Below are 16,666 nucleotides of genomic sequence, written 5' to 3'. Positions count from 1 at the left end.
CCGGGAAAGTGACAGGGTAGAATCTCTGGGCTGGGTGCTGCTGAAAACCGCCGGCGTGGCCATTGCTGCGCGGGTCGTCCGTTCTCAGGGTAGTCCGGCTGATGGGCGGCATTATACGAGGCCGCCGGGTGAATGTAGCCGTGTACTTGTAGAGGAATTTGCATGCCCGTATCTCTTGCGGCCCTGGTCGGTGAGGCCAGCCGTTACCTCGATGCCGCGCGGATCGCCGATTACTGCCCCAATGGCCTGCAGGTGGAGGGGCGCTCCGAGGTCCGGCGTATCGTCAGTGGTGTGACCGCCAGCCAGGCGCTGCTGGACGCTGCGCTCGAAGCCGGGGCCGATTTGGTGCTGGTGCACCATGGCTACTTCTGGAAGGGTGAGGACGCCTGTATCACCGGTATGAAGCGCCGCCGCCTGCAGACGCTGCTGGGCAATGACATCAGCCTGCTGGCCTACCACCTGCCACTGGATGTGCACCCCGAGGTGGGCAACAACGTGCAACTGGCACGGCGCCTGGGTATCCGCGTCGAGGGGCCGCTGGAGCCGGGCAATCCGCGTACGGTCGGCCTGGTTGGGCGGCTGGAGCAGCCCTGTTCCTCTGCCGAGTTCGCACGGCATGTCGCCAAGGTGCTTGGCCGCGAGCCTCTGCTGGTTGAGCGCGACGGGTTGATCGAGCGGGTAGGTTGGTGCACCGGTGGTGGCCAGGGCTATATCGACCAGGCGATTGCCGCTGGCGTCGACCTGTACCTGACCGGCGAGGCCTCCGAGCAGACCTATCACAGCGCCCGGGAAAACGGCGTCGGCTTTATCGCCGCGGGCCACCATGCCACTGAACGCTATGGCGTGCAGGCGCTGGGTGACTACCTGGCGGCGCATTTCGCTATCGAGCACCAGTTTATCGATTGTCCGAATCCGGTCTGACGACAGGTTTCTCTGGATAGGTGCGCGCGGCGCACCTTGCCTGGGCGAGCGGGCGGTCGCGCCACTGCCGCCAGGCGTCTTGCCAGCCATCGTCGTGGCCGAGCGTGGGCAGTTCGATGATCTCCACGCAGGGCGGGTCGCCTAGCAGTTTCCGCCATTCATGGGCCAGGCTGGCCGGTACGTTGTCGTCCATGGCGCCTGCCAGGTGCCGTTGCGGGAGTTGCACGAGCCTGTCGCGTCGATCCTGTGGGTCAAGGGAGCCGTGCAGCGGGCTGAGCCCTTGCCGTTCGGCCCAGCGTCGGGGGCTTAGGCTGCCGGCCAGGCTCTGGATGGATATGACATCGTCGCGCCGCGCCGCCAGCAACAGGGCCATGGCCGCACCGCCGGAGTAGCCGATCAGCTCCAGCCGCTCGCTGGCATGGCGCTGCTTGAGTTGGTCGATGGCCTGGTCCAGCGCGGCTACGGCGTCTTCGGAAAAGCGTGCATCGGTCCATTCGCGCACCTGGCAGCGCTCATTGCGCACGTACTGGCAGGGCCGTGCGAGCCAGGCTGAGGGCCGAGGGTCTTCCAGCGCCAGAAGGGCGAACCAGGGATCGCGGGGCGTCGGGTCCAGGCTGGGCTGGCGGGCGGTGATCCAGGCCCGCCCATCGCCTTCGATATAGATGCGCAGCACCTGGCTGGGCCGCGCTGCCTGGCTGACGCCCGCCAGCAGAGGGAAGGGCTGGGTATCCAGGTGCAGCAGGCTGCGCCCCGGCGGCAGTTGTTCCTCCAGGCGCTGCATGGAGTCGCTGGCGCAGGCCGTGAGCAGGGTCGCGGCCAGCAGCAGGACGGCTCGCAGGCGGTTGTCAGTCAAGGCCGACGAAGCCTCCGGTCTGGCGTTGCCACAGGCGGGCATAGAGACCGCCACGTTCGAGCAACTGCGCGTGGCTGCCGGTCTCTATGACCTGGCCCTTGTCGATCACCACCAGGCGGTCCATGCGTGCGATGGTCGACAGCCGGTGGGCGATGGCGATCACTGTCTTGCCCTGCATCAGCAGGTCGAGGCTTTCCTGGATGGCGGCCTCGACCTCCGAGTCGAGGGCCGAGGTGGCTTCGTCGAGGATCAGGATCGGCGCGTCCTTGAGCAGCACGCGGGCGATGGCGATGCGCTGGCGCTGGCCACCGGAGAGCTTGACGCCGCGCTCGCCGACCAGGGCCGCGAGGCCTTGCCCACCCTGGCCATCGTCGAGGGTCTGGATGAAGCCGTCGGCGTGCGCCTTGCGCAGGGCTTCCTGTAACTGCTCGTCGCTGGCGCCGGGCTTGCCGTAGAGCAGGTTGTCGCGGATGGAGCGGTGCAGCAGCGAGGTGTCCTGGGTCACTACGCCGATATTCGAGCGCAGGCTTTCCTGGGTCACCGTGGTGATGTCCTGGCCATCGACGAGGATGCGGCCATCCTGCAGTTCGTAGAGGCGCAGCAGCAGGTTGACCAGCGTCGACTTGCCCGCACCGGAGGGGCCGATCAGGCCGATCTTCTCGCCCGGGCGGATGTCCAGGTCGAGCCCCTCGATAACGCCGCTGCGCTTGCCGTAGTGGAAGTGAATGCCTTCGAAACGTATGTGCCCGCGCGGTGCTGGCATGGGCGCGGCGTCCTCGCGGTCGAGCACCTGGCGCGGCTGGACCAGGGTGTGCATGCCGTCCTGCACGGTGCCGACGTTCTCGAAAATGCCGTTCACCACCCACATGATCCATTCCGCCATGTTGTTGATGCGGATCGCCAGGCCCAGGGCCAGGGCGATGGCGCCGGTGCTGATCGCGTCGCCATTCCACAGCCACAGGGCCAGGGCGCCGGTGCCGACGATCAGCAGACCGTTCAGGCTGGTGATGAGCACGTCCAGGGTGGTGATGGTGCGTGATTGCAGACGTACTTTGCCGAGCAGTTCGCCCATGGCTTCGCGGGTGTAGCTTTCTTCTTCCCGCGCGTGTGCGAACAGCTTGAGCGTGGCGATATTGCTGTAGCCATCGACGACCCGCCCCATGACCTTGGAGCGTGCGCTGGAGGCTGCCGCGGAGCGTTGCTTGATGCGTGGCACGAAGTACCACAGGGCGCTGGCGTAGCCGACGATCCACAGGCTCAGCGGGATCATCAGGCGCGGGTCGGCCTCGGCGAACAGGTACAGCGCACTGCCGGCGTAGACCAGCACGTGCCACAGGGCATCGACCACCTGCATGGTCGAGTCGCGCAGGGCAGGGCCGGTCTGCATCACACGCTGGGCGAGGCGCCCGGCGAAGTCGTTCTGGAAGAAGCTCAGGCTCTGCTTGAGCAGGTAGCGGTGGTTCTGCCAGCGGATCATGTTGGTCAGACCGGGAATGATGGTCTGGTGGGTGAGCAGGTCATGCAGGCCGAACACCAGCGGGCGGATGATCAAGGCCACCAGCGCCATCCAGAGCAGATCGTCGCTGTGGCGGGCGAAGAACTCGCCGCTCGGCGTGGTCTGGGTCAGGTCGATCAGGCGGCCGAGGAAACTGAACAGCGCGACTTCGATCACCGCCGCGACGAACCCCACCACCAGCACCACGATCATCAGCGGCCAGACCTGTTTCAGGTAGTGCGCATAGAACCGCAGCATGCCCTGGGGTGGGGCGATATCCGGTACGGGTTTGAAGACGTCGATGAGCTTTTCGAAGCGTTGGAACAACATGGGGCGGGGCGCTCTGGCAGGTCGGCGGTGGGATGCCCGAAGCGGACAGTGGTGACCTGTCCATCGGAAACTGGGCATGGCATTGCGTGCGATTCGCAGCAATGACGTGGCAGGAGGGTAGCAGAGTCGCCACGGCGAGTCCTGTCTGCCTGGCGGGTTTCAGGGCATTGTGAAAGGCAGGGCGGTATGTCGCTCAGAGGCTGTCCAGCGGGATTTTCAGGTAGCGCACGCCGTTGCTTTCCGCCGGCGGCAGCTCCCCAGCGCGCATGTTGACCTGGACCGAAGGCAGGATCAGCGTCGGCATGCCCAGCGAGGCGTCGCGCTCGCGGCGCATCTCGACGAAGTGGGCGGCATCGATGCCTTCGTGGATATGCACGTTATGCCGGCGTTGTTCGCCGATGCTGGTCTGGCACTGGTAATGCTCGCGGCCTGGCGCCTTGTAGTCATGGCAGAGAAAGACGCGGGTCGCATCCGGCAGGCTGAACAGGCGTTCGTGGATCGAGCGATAAAGCGTCTGCGCGTCGCCACCGGGAAAATCGCAGCGCGCCGTGCCGTAGTCGGGCATGAACAGAGTGTCGCCAACGAAGGCGGCATCGCCGATCAGGTAGGTCATGCAGGCAGGCGTATGCCCGGGCGTGTGCAGTGCCTGGGCTTGCAGGTTGCCGATGGTGAAACGCTCCCGGTCATGGAATAGCTGGTCGAACTGGCGACCATCGGTGGCGAAGTCCGGCCCGGCATTGAACAGGGTGCCGAAGGTTCGCTGGACCTGGGTGATCTGCGCGCCGATACCGGTGCGGCCACCCAGTTGCCGGCGCAGGTAGGGCGCGGCGCTGAGGTGGTCGGCGTGCACATGGGTTTCGAGAATCCACTGCACGTTCAGGCCCTGTTCGCGCACATGGGCGATCAGCCGGTCCGCACTCTCCCGCGAGGTGCGGCCCGCCGCCGGGTCGTAGTCCAGCACCGAGTCGATGATCGCGCAGGCGTCGCTGGCCGGGTCGCTGACCACATAGCTGTAGGTGAAGGTCGCCGGGTCGAAGAGGGCGTGTACATGCGGGTTCATGGCGGTTTCTCCTGTCATGCGGGTGGCGTTCGTTCGAGCGCGCTGCGCGTGGTGTCGGGGTCGAGGGTACGCAGCGCCTCGAACTGGCTGACGAACAGCTGTCCGCTCAGACGTTCGAGGAAGTCCGTGCGTTGCAGTCGGTCGAGCACCGGTCCTTTGACCTCCGACAGGTGCAGGGCGATCCCGGCGCTGCGCAGGCGTTCGTCGATCGCCTCCAGGCTGTCCAGGGCGCTGGCGTCGATCAGGTTGATGCCGGAACACATCAGCACCAGATGACGCGTTCGAGGATGGCGGGCGACCAGTTCGAGGATGCGCTCTTCGAGGTAGCGGGCGTTGGGAAAATACAGGTTTTCATCGACCCGTACGGACAGCACGCTCTGGCTCGCCACCACATGGAAGCGCTCGACGTTGCGAAAGTGCTCGCTGCCGGGCAATTGCCCGACCACCGCGATATGTGGCCGGCGTGTGCGCCAGAGGAACAACAGCAGCGACAGGCCGACACCGAGCAGAATGCCACTCTCTATGCCGATCAGCAGCACGCCGGCCAGTGTCGCGAGCATGGCGGCGCCGTCCTGGCGGCTGTAGCGCCAGGTCTTGCGCACCGCCTTGAGGTCGACCAGGCCGAGTACGGCGACGATGATGGTGGCGGCCAGCACGGCCTGTGGCAGGTTGTGCAGCAGAGGGACGAACAGCAGCAGGACGATTGCGCTGCCGATGGCGGTCATGGCGCTGCTCATGGGCGTCTGTGCGCCGGCATCCTGGCCGATGGCGGTGCGGGCGAAACCGCCACTCACGGGCAGGCCGCCGCTCAGGGCCGCGGCGATGTTGGCGCTGCCCAGTGCGGCCAGTTCCTGATCCAGGTCGATGCGCTGGCGACGCCGTGCCGCCATGCTCTGGGCCACGGAAATCGATTGCACGAAGCCGACCAGGGCGACCAGTACGGCGGCAGGCAGCAATTGGCGGATCAGCTCGGGCTCCAGTGGCGGCAGGGTCAGTGGTGGCAGGCCGCTGGGGATATGGCCGACCACGCGTACGCCGGCTTCATCCAGTCTCCAGAACGTGACGACGGCGATGGAGCCGACCAGCGCAATGATCGGGCCGCTCCGGGCGAGCTGTTGTGCCATGCGGGGGGCAAGCCCCAGTCGAGCCAGCCACGCCGCGCCCCGGTGGCGCATCAGATGCAGCAGCACCAGGCTGCTGGCGCCGATGGCCAAGGTGGGCAGGTGCGTAGCGGGGAGCGCTGGCAACAGGCTTTGCAGCAGCTCCAGGACGTTGTTGCCATGGCTGTCGACACCCAGCAGGTGCTGCAACTGGTTGAGGGCGATAAGCAGCCCCGAGGCGCTGATAAAGCCGGAAATCACCGGATGGCTGAGGAAGTTGGCGAGGAAACCCAGGCGCAGTACGGACATCGCCAGCAGCACCAGTCCGCTCAGCAGTGCCAGCAGCAAGGCCGCGCCGGTGTAGGCGGCGGTGCCTGCGGTGGCGATCGGCCCGAGGCTGGCGGCCACCATCAGCGACACAATGGCCACCGGACCGACCGCCAGCGTATGGCTGGTGCCGAACAGCGCATAGGCGATCAGCGGCAGGATGCTGGCATACAGACCGGTGACGGGCGGCAGCCCGGCGAGCATGGCGTAGGCCAGGCTCTGCGGGATCAGCAGCAGGGTCATGACCAGGGCGGCGAGGGCGTCCTGGCCCGCGGTCCGGCGATCGTAGTCTTTCAGCCAGCGCAGGCAGGGCAGGTAGCGTGTGCGAGGCCGATTCATGGTTGTGCCGGGTGCGGGCCGAAGACTGGGCGAGAGGCCGTTCTTTCCAGGCGTGCTGGCTCGATGCGTGCGGCTGCGAAGGGGCGCGGGGTGTCGTTTTCTATCATCTCAGGTGGTCCTGTTTTGATATGTGTGAGGGTGTTCGTGGCGTGTCGTGATCTTTCCGACGCGCAGTCACGGTCATGGCGGCTGTGTGAGCGATGGCGCTCTGTCGTATGCAAGCCTGTGTCTTCACTATGGCCGGTAACTGTACTCGCTCCTCTGGATTGTCGTTCATTCCTCGTGCACCGAATTTACCATACCCCCTATGGTATTTTAGAGGTGACTTGTGATCGAATGACAGGGTAATGCCCGACAGGCAACGCTGCGTCGGGGGGAATCCTGCAGGAGGTGAGCGATGACGATCGACTGGGCCGCTTTCACGCCCTGGACGGCCTTGGCGGGCGGGGCGCTGCTGGGGCTGGGGGCCGGGCTGTTCATCATGACCAACGGGCGGATCGCGGGCATCAGCGGTTTGCTCGGTGGTTTGTTGCGACCGGACAGCGAGGGGCGAGGAGAGGGTGGGTTGTTCCTGCTGGGGTTGCTCTGTGCGCCGCTGCTCTGGGGGCTGTTCGGGCATTGGCCGCGTCCGTCGGTCCAGGCGGATGTGCCGGCGTTGCTGCTGGCCGGTCTGCTGGTCGGGCTGGGCTCGCGCTACGGCGCGGGTTGCACCAGTGGCCATGGTGTCTGCGGGCTGGCGCGCCTGTCACCACGTTCGCTGCTGGCGACGCTGTGCTTCATGGCCAGCGGCTTCCTGAGCGTGTTCGTCATCCGTCATCTCTGGGGAGGCTGACATGAGGCGTGTAACGGCTTTTCTCTCCGGCCTTCTGTTCGGCCTCGGCCTGTTGCTGGCCGGCATGGCCGATCCGGCCAAGGTGCTGGCCTTTCTCGACCTGGCGGGTGCCTGGGACCCTTCGCTGGCACTGGTGATGATCGCGGCCATCGGTGCCAGCGCCTGGCCGATGCATTGGGCGAGGCGGCACGGCGTGACGCTGCTGGGCGCGCCGATCTGCTTGCCCACTCGTCGCACGCTGGATCGCCGCCTGGTCGGTGGCAGCCTGCTGTTCGGCGTCGGCTGGGGTATCGCGGGTATCTGTCCTGGCCCGGCGCTGGTGCTGCTGCCGACCGGGCACTGGCAAATCATCGTGTTCGTGCTCGCCATGCTGGCGGGCATGGGCCTGTTCAGCGTGCTGGATAACCGGCGCGCAAGCTGATCGAGGAGATCGTCATGAAAGCGAATATCGGAACTGTCGACCGTGGCATGCGCATCCTGCTGGGTGTGGTGCTGATCGTCGCAAGCCTGTCGGGGGCGATTGGCGCGTGGGGCTGGATCGGACTGGTGCTGTTGCTCACCGGAGTCTTCAGGTTCTGTCCGCTCTATACGTTGCTGGGTATCCAGACCTGCAAGCGCTGCCAATAACCCGAACTGGCGGCCCTTATCGATCAGCGTTACCCTGACGACCAGGCGCGCGGTTTCGATGAAGGGGGACTGCGGGGCGCCTTCACCTTGAGACGCTCGTTGGAACACTAGGCATGACGCGAAAAAGCACGCTTTCCCCGCAGGAAGCCATGATCAATCGGCTGGCCCGTATCGAGGGCCAGATCCGTGGCTTGCAGGCGATGATCCGTCGGGGTGATGAGTGCGAGGAAATCGCCGTGCAGTTCAGTGCAGCGCGCAAGGCGCTGGACAAGGCTTACCAGGAGTTGCTGGCCTGCCTGCTGGAAGAAGCTTTCGCGGATGCGGGGCAGGATGCCGATCAGGCGTTGCAGCGTGTCAGGGCGATCTTCACCAAGTACACCTGACGGCATTCCCTGTATCGGCCACGGCAGGCCCGATTGGGGTCATCTTAAGCTCTATGGCTATAAGCATAGATCGTTTCCATCTAAGCGGCCTTCCGAACCGCGAGTGCCCTCATGGTAAAGTTCGCGCCTTTACCTGGCCGTGCCTGGCCGTCCATTTCAAGATCCGTGAGTAGCCATGGTTGACAAGCTGACGCATTTGAAACAGTTGGAAGCCGAGAGCATCCATATCATCCGCGAGGTGGCTGCCGAGTTCGACAACCCGGTCATGCTGTACTCGATCGGCAAGGACTCCGCCGTCATGTTGCATCTGGCGCGCAAGGCGTTCTTCCCGGGCAAGCTGCCGTTCCCGGTGATGCACGTGGATACCCAGTGGAAGTTCCAGGAAATGTACCGCTTCCGTGACCGCATGGTTGCCGAGATGGACCTGGACCTGATCACCCACGTCAACCCGGAAGGTGTGGCCCAGGGGATCAACCCCTTCACCCACGGCAGTGCCAAGCACACCGACATCATGAAGACCGAGGGCCTGAAGCAGGCGCTCGACAAGTACGGCTTCGATGCCGCCTTCGGTGGCGCGCGGCGGGACGAGGAAAAGTCCCGTGCCAAGGAGCGTGTCTACTCCTTCCGCGACTCCAAGCACCGCTGGGACCCGAAGAACCAGCGCCCGGAACTGTGGAACGTCTACAACGGCAAGGTGAAGAAGGGCGAGTCGATCCGCGTCTTCCCGCTGTCGAACTGGACCGAGCTGGACATCTGGCAGTACATCTACCTTGAGCAGATCCCGATCGTGCCGCTGTACTTCGCCGCCGAGCGCGAAGTGATCGAGAAGAATGGCACGCTGATCATGATCGACGACGATCGCATCCTCGAGCACCTGAGCGACGAGGAAAAGGCGCGTATCCAGAAGAAGATGGTGCGTTTCCGTACCCTGGGCTGCTACCCGCTGACCGGCGCCGTGGAGTCGACCGCGACCACGTTGCCGGAAATCATCCAGGAAATGCTCCTGACCCGTACTTCCGAACGCCAGGGCCGTGTCATCGACCATGACGGGGCCGGGTCGATGGAAGAGAAAAAACGCCAGGGCTATTTCTAAGGATCGCGCACCATGAGTCATCAGTCTGATTTGATCAGCGAGGATATCCTCGCCTACCTGGCCCAGCATGAACGCAAGGAACTGTTGCGCTTCCTGACCTGCGGCAACGTCGACGACGGCAAGAGCACCCTGATCGGGCGCCTGCTGCACGATTCCAAGATGATCTACGAGGATCACCTGGAAGCCATCACCCGCGATTCGAAGAAGGTCGGCACCACCGGTGACGACGTCGACCTGGCGCTGCTGGTGGACGGCCTGCAGGCCGAGCGCGAGCAGGGCATCACCATCGACGTGGCCTACCGCTATTTCAGCACCGCCAAGCGCAAGTTCATCATCGCCGACACCCCCGGCCATGAGCAGTACACCCGCAACATGGCCACCGGGGCATCGACCTGCGACCTGGCGATCATCCTGGTCGATGCGCGCTATGGCGTGCAGACCCAGACCCGCCGCCACAGCTTCATCGCCTCGCTGCTGGGTATCAAGCACATCGTCGTGGCCATCAACAAGATGGACCTGATGGGCTTCGACCAGGCCGTGTTCGAACGCATCAAGGGCGATTACCTGGACTTCGCCAAAGGCCTGGAACAGCAGCCGACGTCGCTGTACTTCGTGCCGATGTCGGCGCTCAAGGGCGACAACGTGGTCAACCGCAGCGAGCAGGCGCCCTGGTACGACGGGCAGTCGCTGATGGAAATCCTCGAAACCGTGGAAATCGCCGGCGACCGCAACTTCGACGACTTGCGCTTCCCGGTGCAGTACGTCAACCGCCCGAACCTGAATTTCCGTGGCTTCGCCGGCACCCTGGCCAGCGGCGTGGTGCGCAAGGGCGACGAAGTGATCGTGCTGCCGTCCGGCAAGGGCAGCCGCGTCAAGTCCATCGTCACCTACGAGGGCGAGCTGGAGCAGGCGACCCCGGGCGAGGCGATCACCCTGACCCTGGAAGACGAGATCGACGTCTCCCGTGGCGACATGCTGGTGCATGCCGACAACCTGCCGCGCATCAGCGACAGCTTCGAGGCCTCGCTGGTGTGGATGGCCGAAGAGCCGATGCTGCCGGGCAAGAAGTACGACATCAAGCGTGCCACCAGTTACGTACCGGGCTCCTTCGCCAGCATCGACTACAAGGTCGATGTGAACACCCTGGAGCATGGCGCGGCGAGCAGCCTGCAGCTCAATGAAATCGCGCGGGTCAAGGTCAGCCTGGACGCGCCGGTCGCGCTGGATGGCTATGCGCAGAACCGCACTACCGGTGCCTTCATCGTCATTGATCGGCTGACCAACGGCACTGTCGGTGCCGGCATGATCGTGGCCGCGCCGAATGCCGTCGCACACGGCGGCCAGCATGGCGCGCTGGCGCACGTTTCCACCCAGGAGCGGGCGCTGCGTTTCGGCCAGCAGCCGGCCACCGTGCTGTTCAGTGGCCTGTCCGGCGCGGGCAAGAGCACCCTGGCCTACGCCGTGGAACGCAAACTGTTCGACCTGGGCCGTGCGGTCTATGTGCTGGACGGCCAGAACCTGCGCCACGACCTGAACAAGGGGCTGCCACAGGACCGCGCCGGGCGTACCGAGAACTGGCGTCGTGCCGCCCATGTGGCGCGTCAGTTCAACGAAGCCGGCCTGCTGACCCTGGCCGCGTTCGTCGCGCCGGATGCCGAAGGCCGCGAGCAGGCCAAAGCGCTGATCGGCAGCGATCGCCTGATCACCGTCTACGTGCAGGCATCACCGGATACCTGCCGCCAGCGTGACCCGCAAGGTCTGTACGCTGCCGGCGGGGACAATATCCCGGGCGACTCCTTCCCCTACGACATTCCTGGCAATGCCGACCTGGTGATCAACACCGAGTCGCAGAGCGTGGAAGACGGGGTCAAGCAGGTCATCGCGTTGCTGCGCGAGCGCGGCGCGATCTGAGGGACTGCCCCAAGCTGCACGCTACCGGCCTGTAGCCCATCGCCGCATGGTAGGCGGTGTTGCGGCCAGCGCATGGATTCCCGCCTTCGCGGGAATGACGAGGTGGGGGGATAAAGTGCGATCCCTACTCCCGTCGTCCCCGCGAAGGCGGGGACCCAGGTGTGCGGATTTCCGGCGCTATGCATGCAAGCGCCAATAGTGGCTTAAAAACGCGAGCTCTTTGCTCCCTCTCCCGCTTGCGGGAGAGGGCTGGGGAGAGGGTGGCAGGCGCTATATAACCCTCTCCCCCAGCCCCTCTCCCATAAATGGGCGAGGGGAGAAAGACTTAATGCCATTGCTGGTGCAGGGCTCTTATCCCACCACCTCGATCCGACTCTGCCCATTGCCCTGACGCTGCACCTGGATCTGCACCGGGATGCGTTCGTGCATTTCCTGTACATGGGAGATCACCGCCACCTTGCGGCCCTGAGCCTGCAGGGCGTCGAGGGCATCCATGGCGATCTGCAGGGACTCGGCGTCCAGACTGCCGAACCCTTCGTCGATGAACAGCGATTCGATGCGCAGCCGGTTGGAGGCCATCGACGCCAGGCCGAGGGCCAGGGCCAGCGACACCAGGAAGGTTTCGCCACCGGACAGCGAGTGCACCGAGCGCAGTTCGTCGCCCATTTCCGTATCCACCACCAGCAGGCCCAGCGGGCTGCCGCCACGTTTCAGCCGGTAGCGGCGCGCCAGTTGGCGCAGTTGCACGTTGCTGTGCTGGACCAACAGGTCGAGGTTGTAGGCCTGGGCGATACGGCGGAAGGCCGCGCCGTCGGACGAGCCGATCAGGCTGGCGATGCGTCCCCAGCGCTGGTTTTCCGCCTCGGCCTGGCCGAGTTGCTGTTCCAGCGCGCTGCACTGGTCGCGGCGGCGGTCATCCTCGATCAGTGCGGCGCGCGAATGGGTGCAGCGTTGTTCCTGCTGTTCCAGTGCCTGCTGGCAGGCGCTCATGGCTTCTTGCAGGGTCTCGGTCGAGAGGTCCTGTGGTTGCCGTTGCCGGTGTTCACGCAAGCGTGACTGACGCTCCTGCTGGCGCGCGCGGGCTTCGGTACGGGCGCGCTCGTGCTGTTGCAGGCGCTCGCGGCTGTCGCCCAGCCAGGTGTCGTCGTGGGCCAGCAGACTGGCCAGGTTGTCGTCGTCCAGCAGCGCTGCCTGGTTGCGCCATTGACTGAGCTGTTCGTCGAGCAGTGCGTGCTCTGCCTGCCACTCATGTAATCGCCGGGCATGGGCCTGGTTTTCTTCGTCGAGGCGGATCAGGGCGATCCGCGCCGCATTGGCCTGGCGCTCGTTGTCGGCCAGCGCCACGCGGGCCATGTCGATGGCCTGGCGCAATGCCTGTTGCCAGCTTTGTGTGTCGAGGCGTCCGTCGAGCAGCGCCTGCAACTGTTGTTGTTCGGTTTGCTGCTGTTGCAGGCAGTCTTGCAGGTCGCGGGCGCTGTGCTGTCGCTGTTCGTCGCGGTAGTGCCGTTCGTTGCGTTGCAGTTCCAACGCCTGGTGGGATTGGCGCTGGCGCTCGTGCAACTGCTGTTGGCGTTGCAGGTTCTGCAGGTAGGCATCGACCTGCTGTTCCAACTGGGCGAGCCGCGCTGTCGGTGCCTCTCGCCAGCCCTGTGCGATATCACCTGGCAACAATGGGCCAAGGGCTTGCATCTCCGTATCCAGCCAGGTGCGGTCGCGTTCGATGTTTTCCGTGTGGCGCTGCCATTGCCGGGCACTCTGCTCGGCCTGTTGCTGGAGCGTTTGGCGCTGGGCCTGCAAGCCTTCGATCTGCTGCTGCACTTCCCGTAGCCGTTGCTGTTCCTGTTCGGCCTGTTCGATCGATGCGGTCAGTCGCTGGAGTTGCTGCGTCAGCCAGTCCGCTCGCTCTGGAGCAGCCTGCGCCAGCAACTGTGCGTGCAATGGCAGGGCATTCAGTTGAGCGTCCAGCCTGGCCAGGTTGGCGTCGATCTCTTCCAGCGCCTGTCCATCCTGCTCGATACGGGTACGCAGTTCAGTGTGGCGGTCGCGCAGTGTTTGCAGTTGCTGTTCCAGTACCTGCAAGGCCTGGTTGGCCTGTTCGGCTTCGCTGGCGTCCTGGCGGCCGAGGGCTGTCAGCAAGGCCGTGGGGTCGTGCCAGGGATGTTCCTGGCTGCCGCAGACCGGGCAGGCTTCGCCAGGGCAGAGGTTGGCGCGCAGGTTTTCCACTTCGCTCTTGCGGGCCAGGCGCTGGCGTTCCAGTAGGGCCTGCACGGCATCGCGCGTCTGTGCCGCGGCGTCCCGTTGTTGGCGAGTGAGTTGTCCATCCTGCTGCACGGTTTGTAGGGCAACTTGCTGCTGGCGTTGCTGTTCGAGGCGTCGTGCCTGCTGTTGCTGGAGTTCCTGCTGCTGTTGCCAGAGTCGCTGCAACTGTTGGCTGGCGACAAGCTGCTGGCGCTCCTGCTGGAGCCGCTGGTCGAGTTGGGCGGCGTGCGCGCTGGTGGATTCCGTACCGACCTGGCGCTGCAGGTCCAGCAGTGCCCGCTGGACCTCGTCCAGGGCCTGGGCATCCCGTTCCGCTTGGCTGCTGATGGCGGGCAGCGTCTGCTCCGCATCGCGTAACTGCTCGCTGACCTGGGCACACTGGCGCAGGCGTGGCAGATACCCGACCCAGGCGCTGGCCAGCGGTTGCAGGGCGGCGTCTTTCTGCAGCAGGGCATCGAGCGCCTGGCGCTGGTCGTCCAACTGTTGCTGCTCTTGTTCAAGGCGCTTGCACGCCGCGTCGCTGGCCAAGCAGTGTTGTTCGGCCTGTTGCGCCGCGTTGCGCACTTCCAGCAGACGGTTGTCCAGGTGTTGCAGGCGCTGCTCGGCTGCGCGGGCGCTGGCCAGCAGCGGTTCGGCCGCGAGCTGTGCCTGCTCGGCCTGGCTCAGGTGTGTCTGGGCCTGCTGGTGTTGGCTGTCGAGGGTTTCGCATTGCTGCTGCACGCGCTGCTGCTCGGCGTGCTGGCGTTCCTGCTTCAGTCGCTCGCTCTGCAGCCGCGCGCTCAACTCCTGCGCGCGCAGGAAGCGATGCCGCTGCGGTGCCAGGCGCTCCACCTGGGCGACCTGCTCGCGCAGGCCGAGCAGGTGCAGGTGTTCGTCGTCGAGTGCCTGCACGGCGGCGTCAGCCTGGCTCGACTCCTGCTGCAAGCGCTCCAGTTCCCCCAGCCACTGCTGCTGTGCTTCCAGTTGGCGCAGGCGCTGCTGCTGGGCCTTGAGCTGCTGGTTGTCCTGTTCGAGGGTCTGTTGCAGTGCCTGGCGTGCTTCATCGTCGAGCGGTTGCAGGGTGCCTGCCTGCTGTTGCAGGGCCTTGTAGTCTTCGCTGGCCTGCTTGGCCTTTTCGTAGGCGGCCTGGCCCAGCTGGCTGTAGAGGCCGGTGTCAGTGAGTTTCTCCAGCAGGGTGCTGCGCTGGTCGTCGCTGGCCTTGAGAAAGGTGCTGAATTCGCTCTGGGCCAGCAGCACGGCGCGGGTGAATTGCTCCAGGGTCAGGCCCAGGCGGCTTTCCAGCAGTTCCTTGAATTCACCCTTGCGACCACTGGCCAGCAGCGTGCCGCTTTCCAGGTCGAGCAGGCTCTGGCGGCTCGGTTGCAGGCGACCGTCGGCCCGCTCGCGGGCGCGGTTGGTTTCCCAGCGGGCGCGGTAGCGGCGCTGGTCGATGCCGATGAAATCCACTTCGGCGTAACCCTGGCCGCAGCCCCGGCGCAGCAGGGTGCGCTCGTCGCCGCTGGACAGTTCCTCATCGCCATCGGGGACCTTGCTGGACTTCTGCCGGGCGGCATCCTTCATCCGTGGCGTGCTGCCGAACAGCGCCAGGCACAAGGCATCGAGCAGGGTGCTCTTGCCCGCGCCGGTGGGGCCGGTGATGGCGAAGAGGCCCGCGCTGGCCAGCGGTTCCTGGGTGAAGTCGATGCTGTGTTCGCCGGCCAGCGAGGCCAGGTTCTTCAGGCGGATGGCAAGGATTTTCATGGTGCGCTCGGCTCGCTCGACTGGACCTGCAGCAGCAGGCTGGCAAAGTCCTCGATGGCCTGGGCGTCGGCCTCCTGGCCGAAGTTTTCCTGCCAGGCGCGGCAGAACAGTTGTTCCGGGGTGATCTGCTCCAGGCCTGGCAGGCTCGGGCCATCCTGGCTTTCCCCGCTGCCGTGGTAGCTGCTGGCGATACGTACCAGCCGTGCCGCCTTGCCTTCCAGGGCGGCTTCCAGGCGTTGGCGCAGGTCCGGACGCGGTTCGTCCAGTCGCACGCGAATCTCCAGCCAGGGGCGCTGGTCCAGCAACAGGTCGGCCGCAGGCAGGGCCGCGACCTGTTCGAGTATCGCTTCCAGCGATGCCGGGCCGAGTCGCAACAGGTCCACGCTGCACGGAATCAGCAAGGGGTCGACGGCTTCCAGGCGTTCGCCTTGCAACGTCACCCGCAGGACCTGGTGGCGGTAGTCGATTTCCGCGAACGACAGCGGCAGCGGTGAGCCGCTGTAGCGGATGCGCTCCTGCCCGGCGACCCGCTGCGGCTTGTGCAGATGGCCGAGGGCAACGTAGGCGATGCTCTCCGGAAACAGGCCGGCCGGCAGCGCCTCGGCGTTGCCGATGACGATATTGCGCTCGGATTCTTCCGAGACGCTGCCACCCGCCAGGTGCGCATGGCTGATGGCGATCAGTGCCTGCCCCGGCTGGCGGCGGTCCTCGGCTCGGGCGATCAGGTCTTCGTGCAAGGTGCGGATGCCCTGCATGTAGTCGCTGCCGGCCCGCAGGCCGGTGACCTCCGCCGGGCGCAGGAAGGGCAGGGCCAGGCACCAGGCGGCGGTCTTGCCGCTGCTGTCGGGCAGTGGCAGCAACAGGCGTTCCAGGTCGGGCTGGCCGCTGTCCAGCCAGGCGATACGGCCGATGGCATGGGTGTTCAGGCGCTGCATCAGCGGGGCCGGCAGTTCGATGCGGCCGCCCGAGTCATGGTTGCCGGCGATCATCACGATATGCAGGGCCGGCAGGCGCTGATGGGCCTCGACGATAAAGTCGTAGAGGCGTTCCTGGGCCTTGAGCGGTGGGTTGACGCTGTCGAAGATGTCCCCGGCGATCAGCAAGGCATCGGGCCTTTCCCGTTGCAGGCAATCCAGCAGCCAGGCCAGGAAGCAGGCGTGCTCGTGATCGCGCTCCTGTCCGTGCAGGCTCTGGCCGAGGTGCCAGTCGGAGGTGTGGATCAGACGCATGGGGGCTCTCGCGGGGGATGGACGGCGCAGGGACGCTACCGGCAATCGCCTGGCAGTTCAAGGCGGGGGCACTGACGGGGTACCGATCCAGGCGTGGGCGCGTGTCCAATCGTTTGCCCTGGGCCAGTTGGAGCCTGCCGCTCCGGGGTTGAATCGGGCATCGAGAT

13 protein-coding genes are annotated in these 16,666 nt (G+C 65.5%); 7 read left to right on the top strand and 6 right to left on the bottom strand.

The features are described from left to right. Positions 1 to 162 precede the first annotated feature (162 nt). Positions 163 to 921 (top strand): Nif3-like dinuclear metal center hexameric protein, encoded by a 759-nt coding sequence (locus HW090_RS03910; protein ID WP_179112246.1) that lies wholly within the window; start codon positions 163 to 165, stop codon positions 919 to 921. Here HW090_RS03910 and HW090_RS03905 read toward each other — a convergent pair. The 4 genes from HW090_RS03905 to HW090_RS03890 all read right to left on the bottom strand — a co-directional run bounded on the left by HW090_RS03905 (position 896) and on the right by HW090_RS03890 (position 6,425). Continuing rightward, entirely contained in the window at positions 896 to 1,774 is an 879-nt protein-coding gene (locus HW090_RS03905; RefSeq protein WP_179112245.1) for an alpha/beta hydrolase, read from the bottom strand. The genes HW090_RS03910 and HW090_RS03905 overlap by 26 nt on opposite strands. Next, a complete protein-coding gene (locus HW090_RS03900) occupies positions 1,767 to 3,599 on the bottom strand; it encodes an ABC transporter ATP-binding protein (protein ID WP_179112244.1) in 1,833 nt (610 codons plus the stop codon). Before HW090_RS03900 ends, HW090_RS03905 begins: the two co-directional genes overlap by 8 nt. Before the next feature lie 193 nt (positions 3,600 to 3,792). Then, positions 3,793 to 4,659, bottom strand: a complete 867-nt coding sequence (locus tag HW090_RS03895) for an MBL fold metallo-hydrolase (protein WP_179112243.1) — start codon at positions 4,657 to 4,659, stop codon at positions 3,793 to 3,795. Positions 4,660 to 4,673: 14 nt separating this feature from the next. Continuing rightward, entirely contained in the window at positions 4,674 to 6,425 is a 1,752-nt protein-coding gene (locus tag HW090_RS03890; RefSeq protein WP_179112242.1) for a SulP family inorganic anion transporter, read from the bottom strand. A 397-nt stretch (positions 6,426 to 6,822) separates the two neighbouring features. Here HW090_RS03890 and HW090_RS03885 point away from each other — a divergent pair, with 397 nt between their 5' ends. From HW090_RS03885 to cysN, 6 genes are all read left to right on the top strand, one after another. Further along, positions 6,823 to 7,257, top strand: coding sequence for a YeeE/YedE family protein (locus HW090_RS03885; protein ID WP_179112241.1), 435 nt, complete (start codon positions 6,823 to 6,825; stop codon positions 7,255 to 7,257). A gap of 1 nt (position 7,258) precedes the next feature. Further along, on the top strand, positions 7,259 to 7,678 hold the full coding sequence (locus HW090_RS03880; protein WP_179112240.1) for a DUF6691 family protein: 420 nt from the start codon (positions 7,259 to 7,261) through the stop codon (positions 7,676 to 7,678). Between the two features lie 14 nt (positions 7,679 to 7,692). After that, a complete protein-coding gene (locus HW090_RS03875; RefSeq protein WP_179112239.1) occupies positions 7,693 to 7,884 on the top strand; it encodes a DUF2892 domain-containing protein in 192 nt (63 codons plus the stop codon). Between the two features lie 113 nt (positions 7,885 to 7,997). Further along, positions 7,998 to 8,267 carry a metal-sensing transcriptional repressor gene (locus tag HW090_RS03870; protein WP_131184926.1) on the top strand — a complete coding sequence of 90 codons (270 nt, stop codon included), beginning with the start codon at positions 7,998 to 8,000 and terminating at the stop codon, positions 8,265 to 8,267. 175 nt (positions 8,268 to 8,442) lie between these two features. After that, positions 8,443 to 9,360: a sulfate adenylyltransferase subunit CysD gene (cysD, locus tag HW090_RS03865; protein ID WP_179112238.1), complete on the top strand. Its 918-nt coding sequence runs from the start codon at positions 8,443 to 8,445 to the stop codon at positions 9,358 to 9,360. A 12-nt stretch (positions 9,361 to 9,372) separates the two neighbouring features. Further along, on the top strand, positions 9,373 to 11,271 hold the full coding sequence (cysN, locus tag HW090_RS03860; protein WP_179112237.1) for a sulfate adenylyltransferase subunit CysN: 1,899 nt from the start codon (positions 9,373 to 9,375) through the stop codon (positions 11,269 to 11,271). 351 nt (positions 11,272 to 11,622) lie between these two features. Here cysN and HW090_RS03855 read toward each other — a convergent pair whose 3' ends face one another. Continuing rightward, positions 11,623 to 15,270, bottom strand: a complete 3,648-nt coding sequence (locus HW090_RS03855; RefSeq protein WP_179112236.1) for an AAA family ATPase — start codon at positions 15,268 to 15,270, stop codon at positions 11,623 to 11,625. After that, positions 15,267 to 16,499: an exonuclease SbcCD subunit D C-terminal domain-containing protein gene (locus HW090_RS03850; protein WP_179112235.1), complete on the bottom strand. Its 1,233-nt coding sequence runs from the start codon at positions 16,497 to 16,499 to the stop codon at positions 15,267 to 15,269. The genes HW090_RS03855 and HW090_RS03850 overlap by 4 nt, the downstream gene beginning before the upstream one ends. Positions 16,500 to 16,666: the final 167 nt, after the last annotated feature.

Source organism: Pseudomonas sp. ABC1 (assembly GCF_013395055.1).
Classification (GTDB): Bacteria; Pseudomonadota; Gammaproteobacteria; order Pseudomonadales; family Pseudomonadaceae; genus Stutzerimonas.
This window is presented reverse-complemented; position numbering and strand designations above follow the sequence as displayed.

Coding starts and splice junctions, on each gene's coding strand:
- HW090_RS03895 (WP_179112243.1), bottom strand. CDS start 4,659: ATGAACCCGCATGTACACGCCCTCTTCGACCCGGCGACCTTCACCTAC.
- HW090_RS03850 (WP_179112235.1), bottom strand. CDS start 16,499: ATGCGTCTGATCCACACCTCCGACTGGCACCTCGGCCAGAGCCTGCAC.
- HW090_RS03880 (WP_179112240.1), top strand. CDS start 7,259: ATGAGGCGTGTAACGGCTTTTCTCTCCGGCCTTCTGTTCGGCCTCGGC.
- HW090_RS03875 (WP_179112239.1), top strand. CDS start 7,693: ATGAAAGCGAATATCGGAACTGTCGACCGTGGCATGCGCATCCTGCTG.
- cysN (WP_179112237.1), top strand. CDS start 9,373: ATGAGTCATCAGTCTGATTTGATCAGCGAGGATATCCTCGCCTACCTG.
- HW090_RS03890 (WP_179112242.1), bottom strand. CDS start 6,425: ATGAATCGGCCTCGCACACGCTACCTGCCCTGCCTGCGCTGGCTGAAA.
- HW090_RS03910 (WP_179112246.1), top strand. CDS start 163: ATGCCCGTATCTCTTGCGGCCCTGGTCGGTGAGGCCAGCCGTTACCTC.
- cysD (WP_179112238.1), top strand. CDS start 8,443: ATGGTTGACAAGCTGACGCATTTGAAACAGTTGGAAGCCGAGAGCATC.
- HW090_RS03855 (WP_179112236.1), bottom strand. CDS start 15,270: ATGAAAATCCTTGCCATCCGCCTGAAGAACCTGGCCTCGCTGGCCGGC.
- HW090_RS03870 (WP_131184926.1), top strand. CDS start 7,998: ATGACGCGAAAAAGCACGCTTTCCCCGCAGGAAGCCATGATCAATCGG.
- HW090_RS03900 (WP_179112244.1), bottom strand. CDS start 3,599: ATGTTGTTCCAACGCTTCGAAAAGCTCATCGACGTCTTCAAACCCGTA.
- HW090_RS03885 (WP_179112241.1), top strand. CDS start 6,823: ATGACGATCGACTGGGCCGCTTTCACGCCCTGGACGGCCTTGGCGGGC.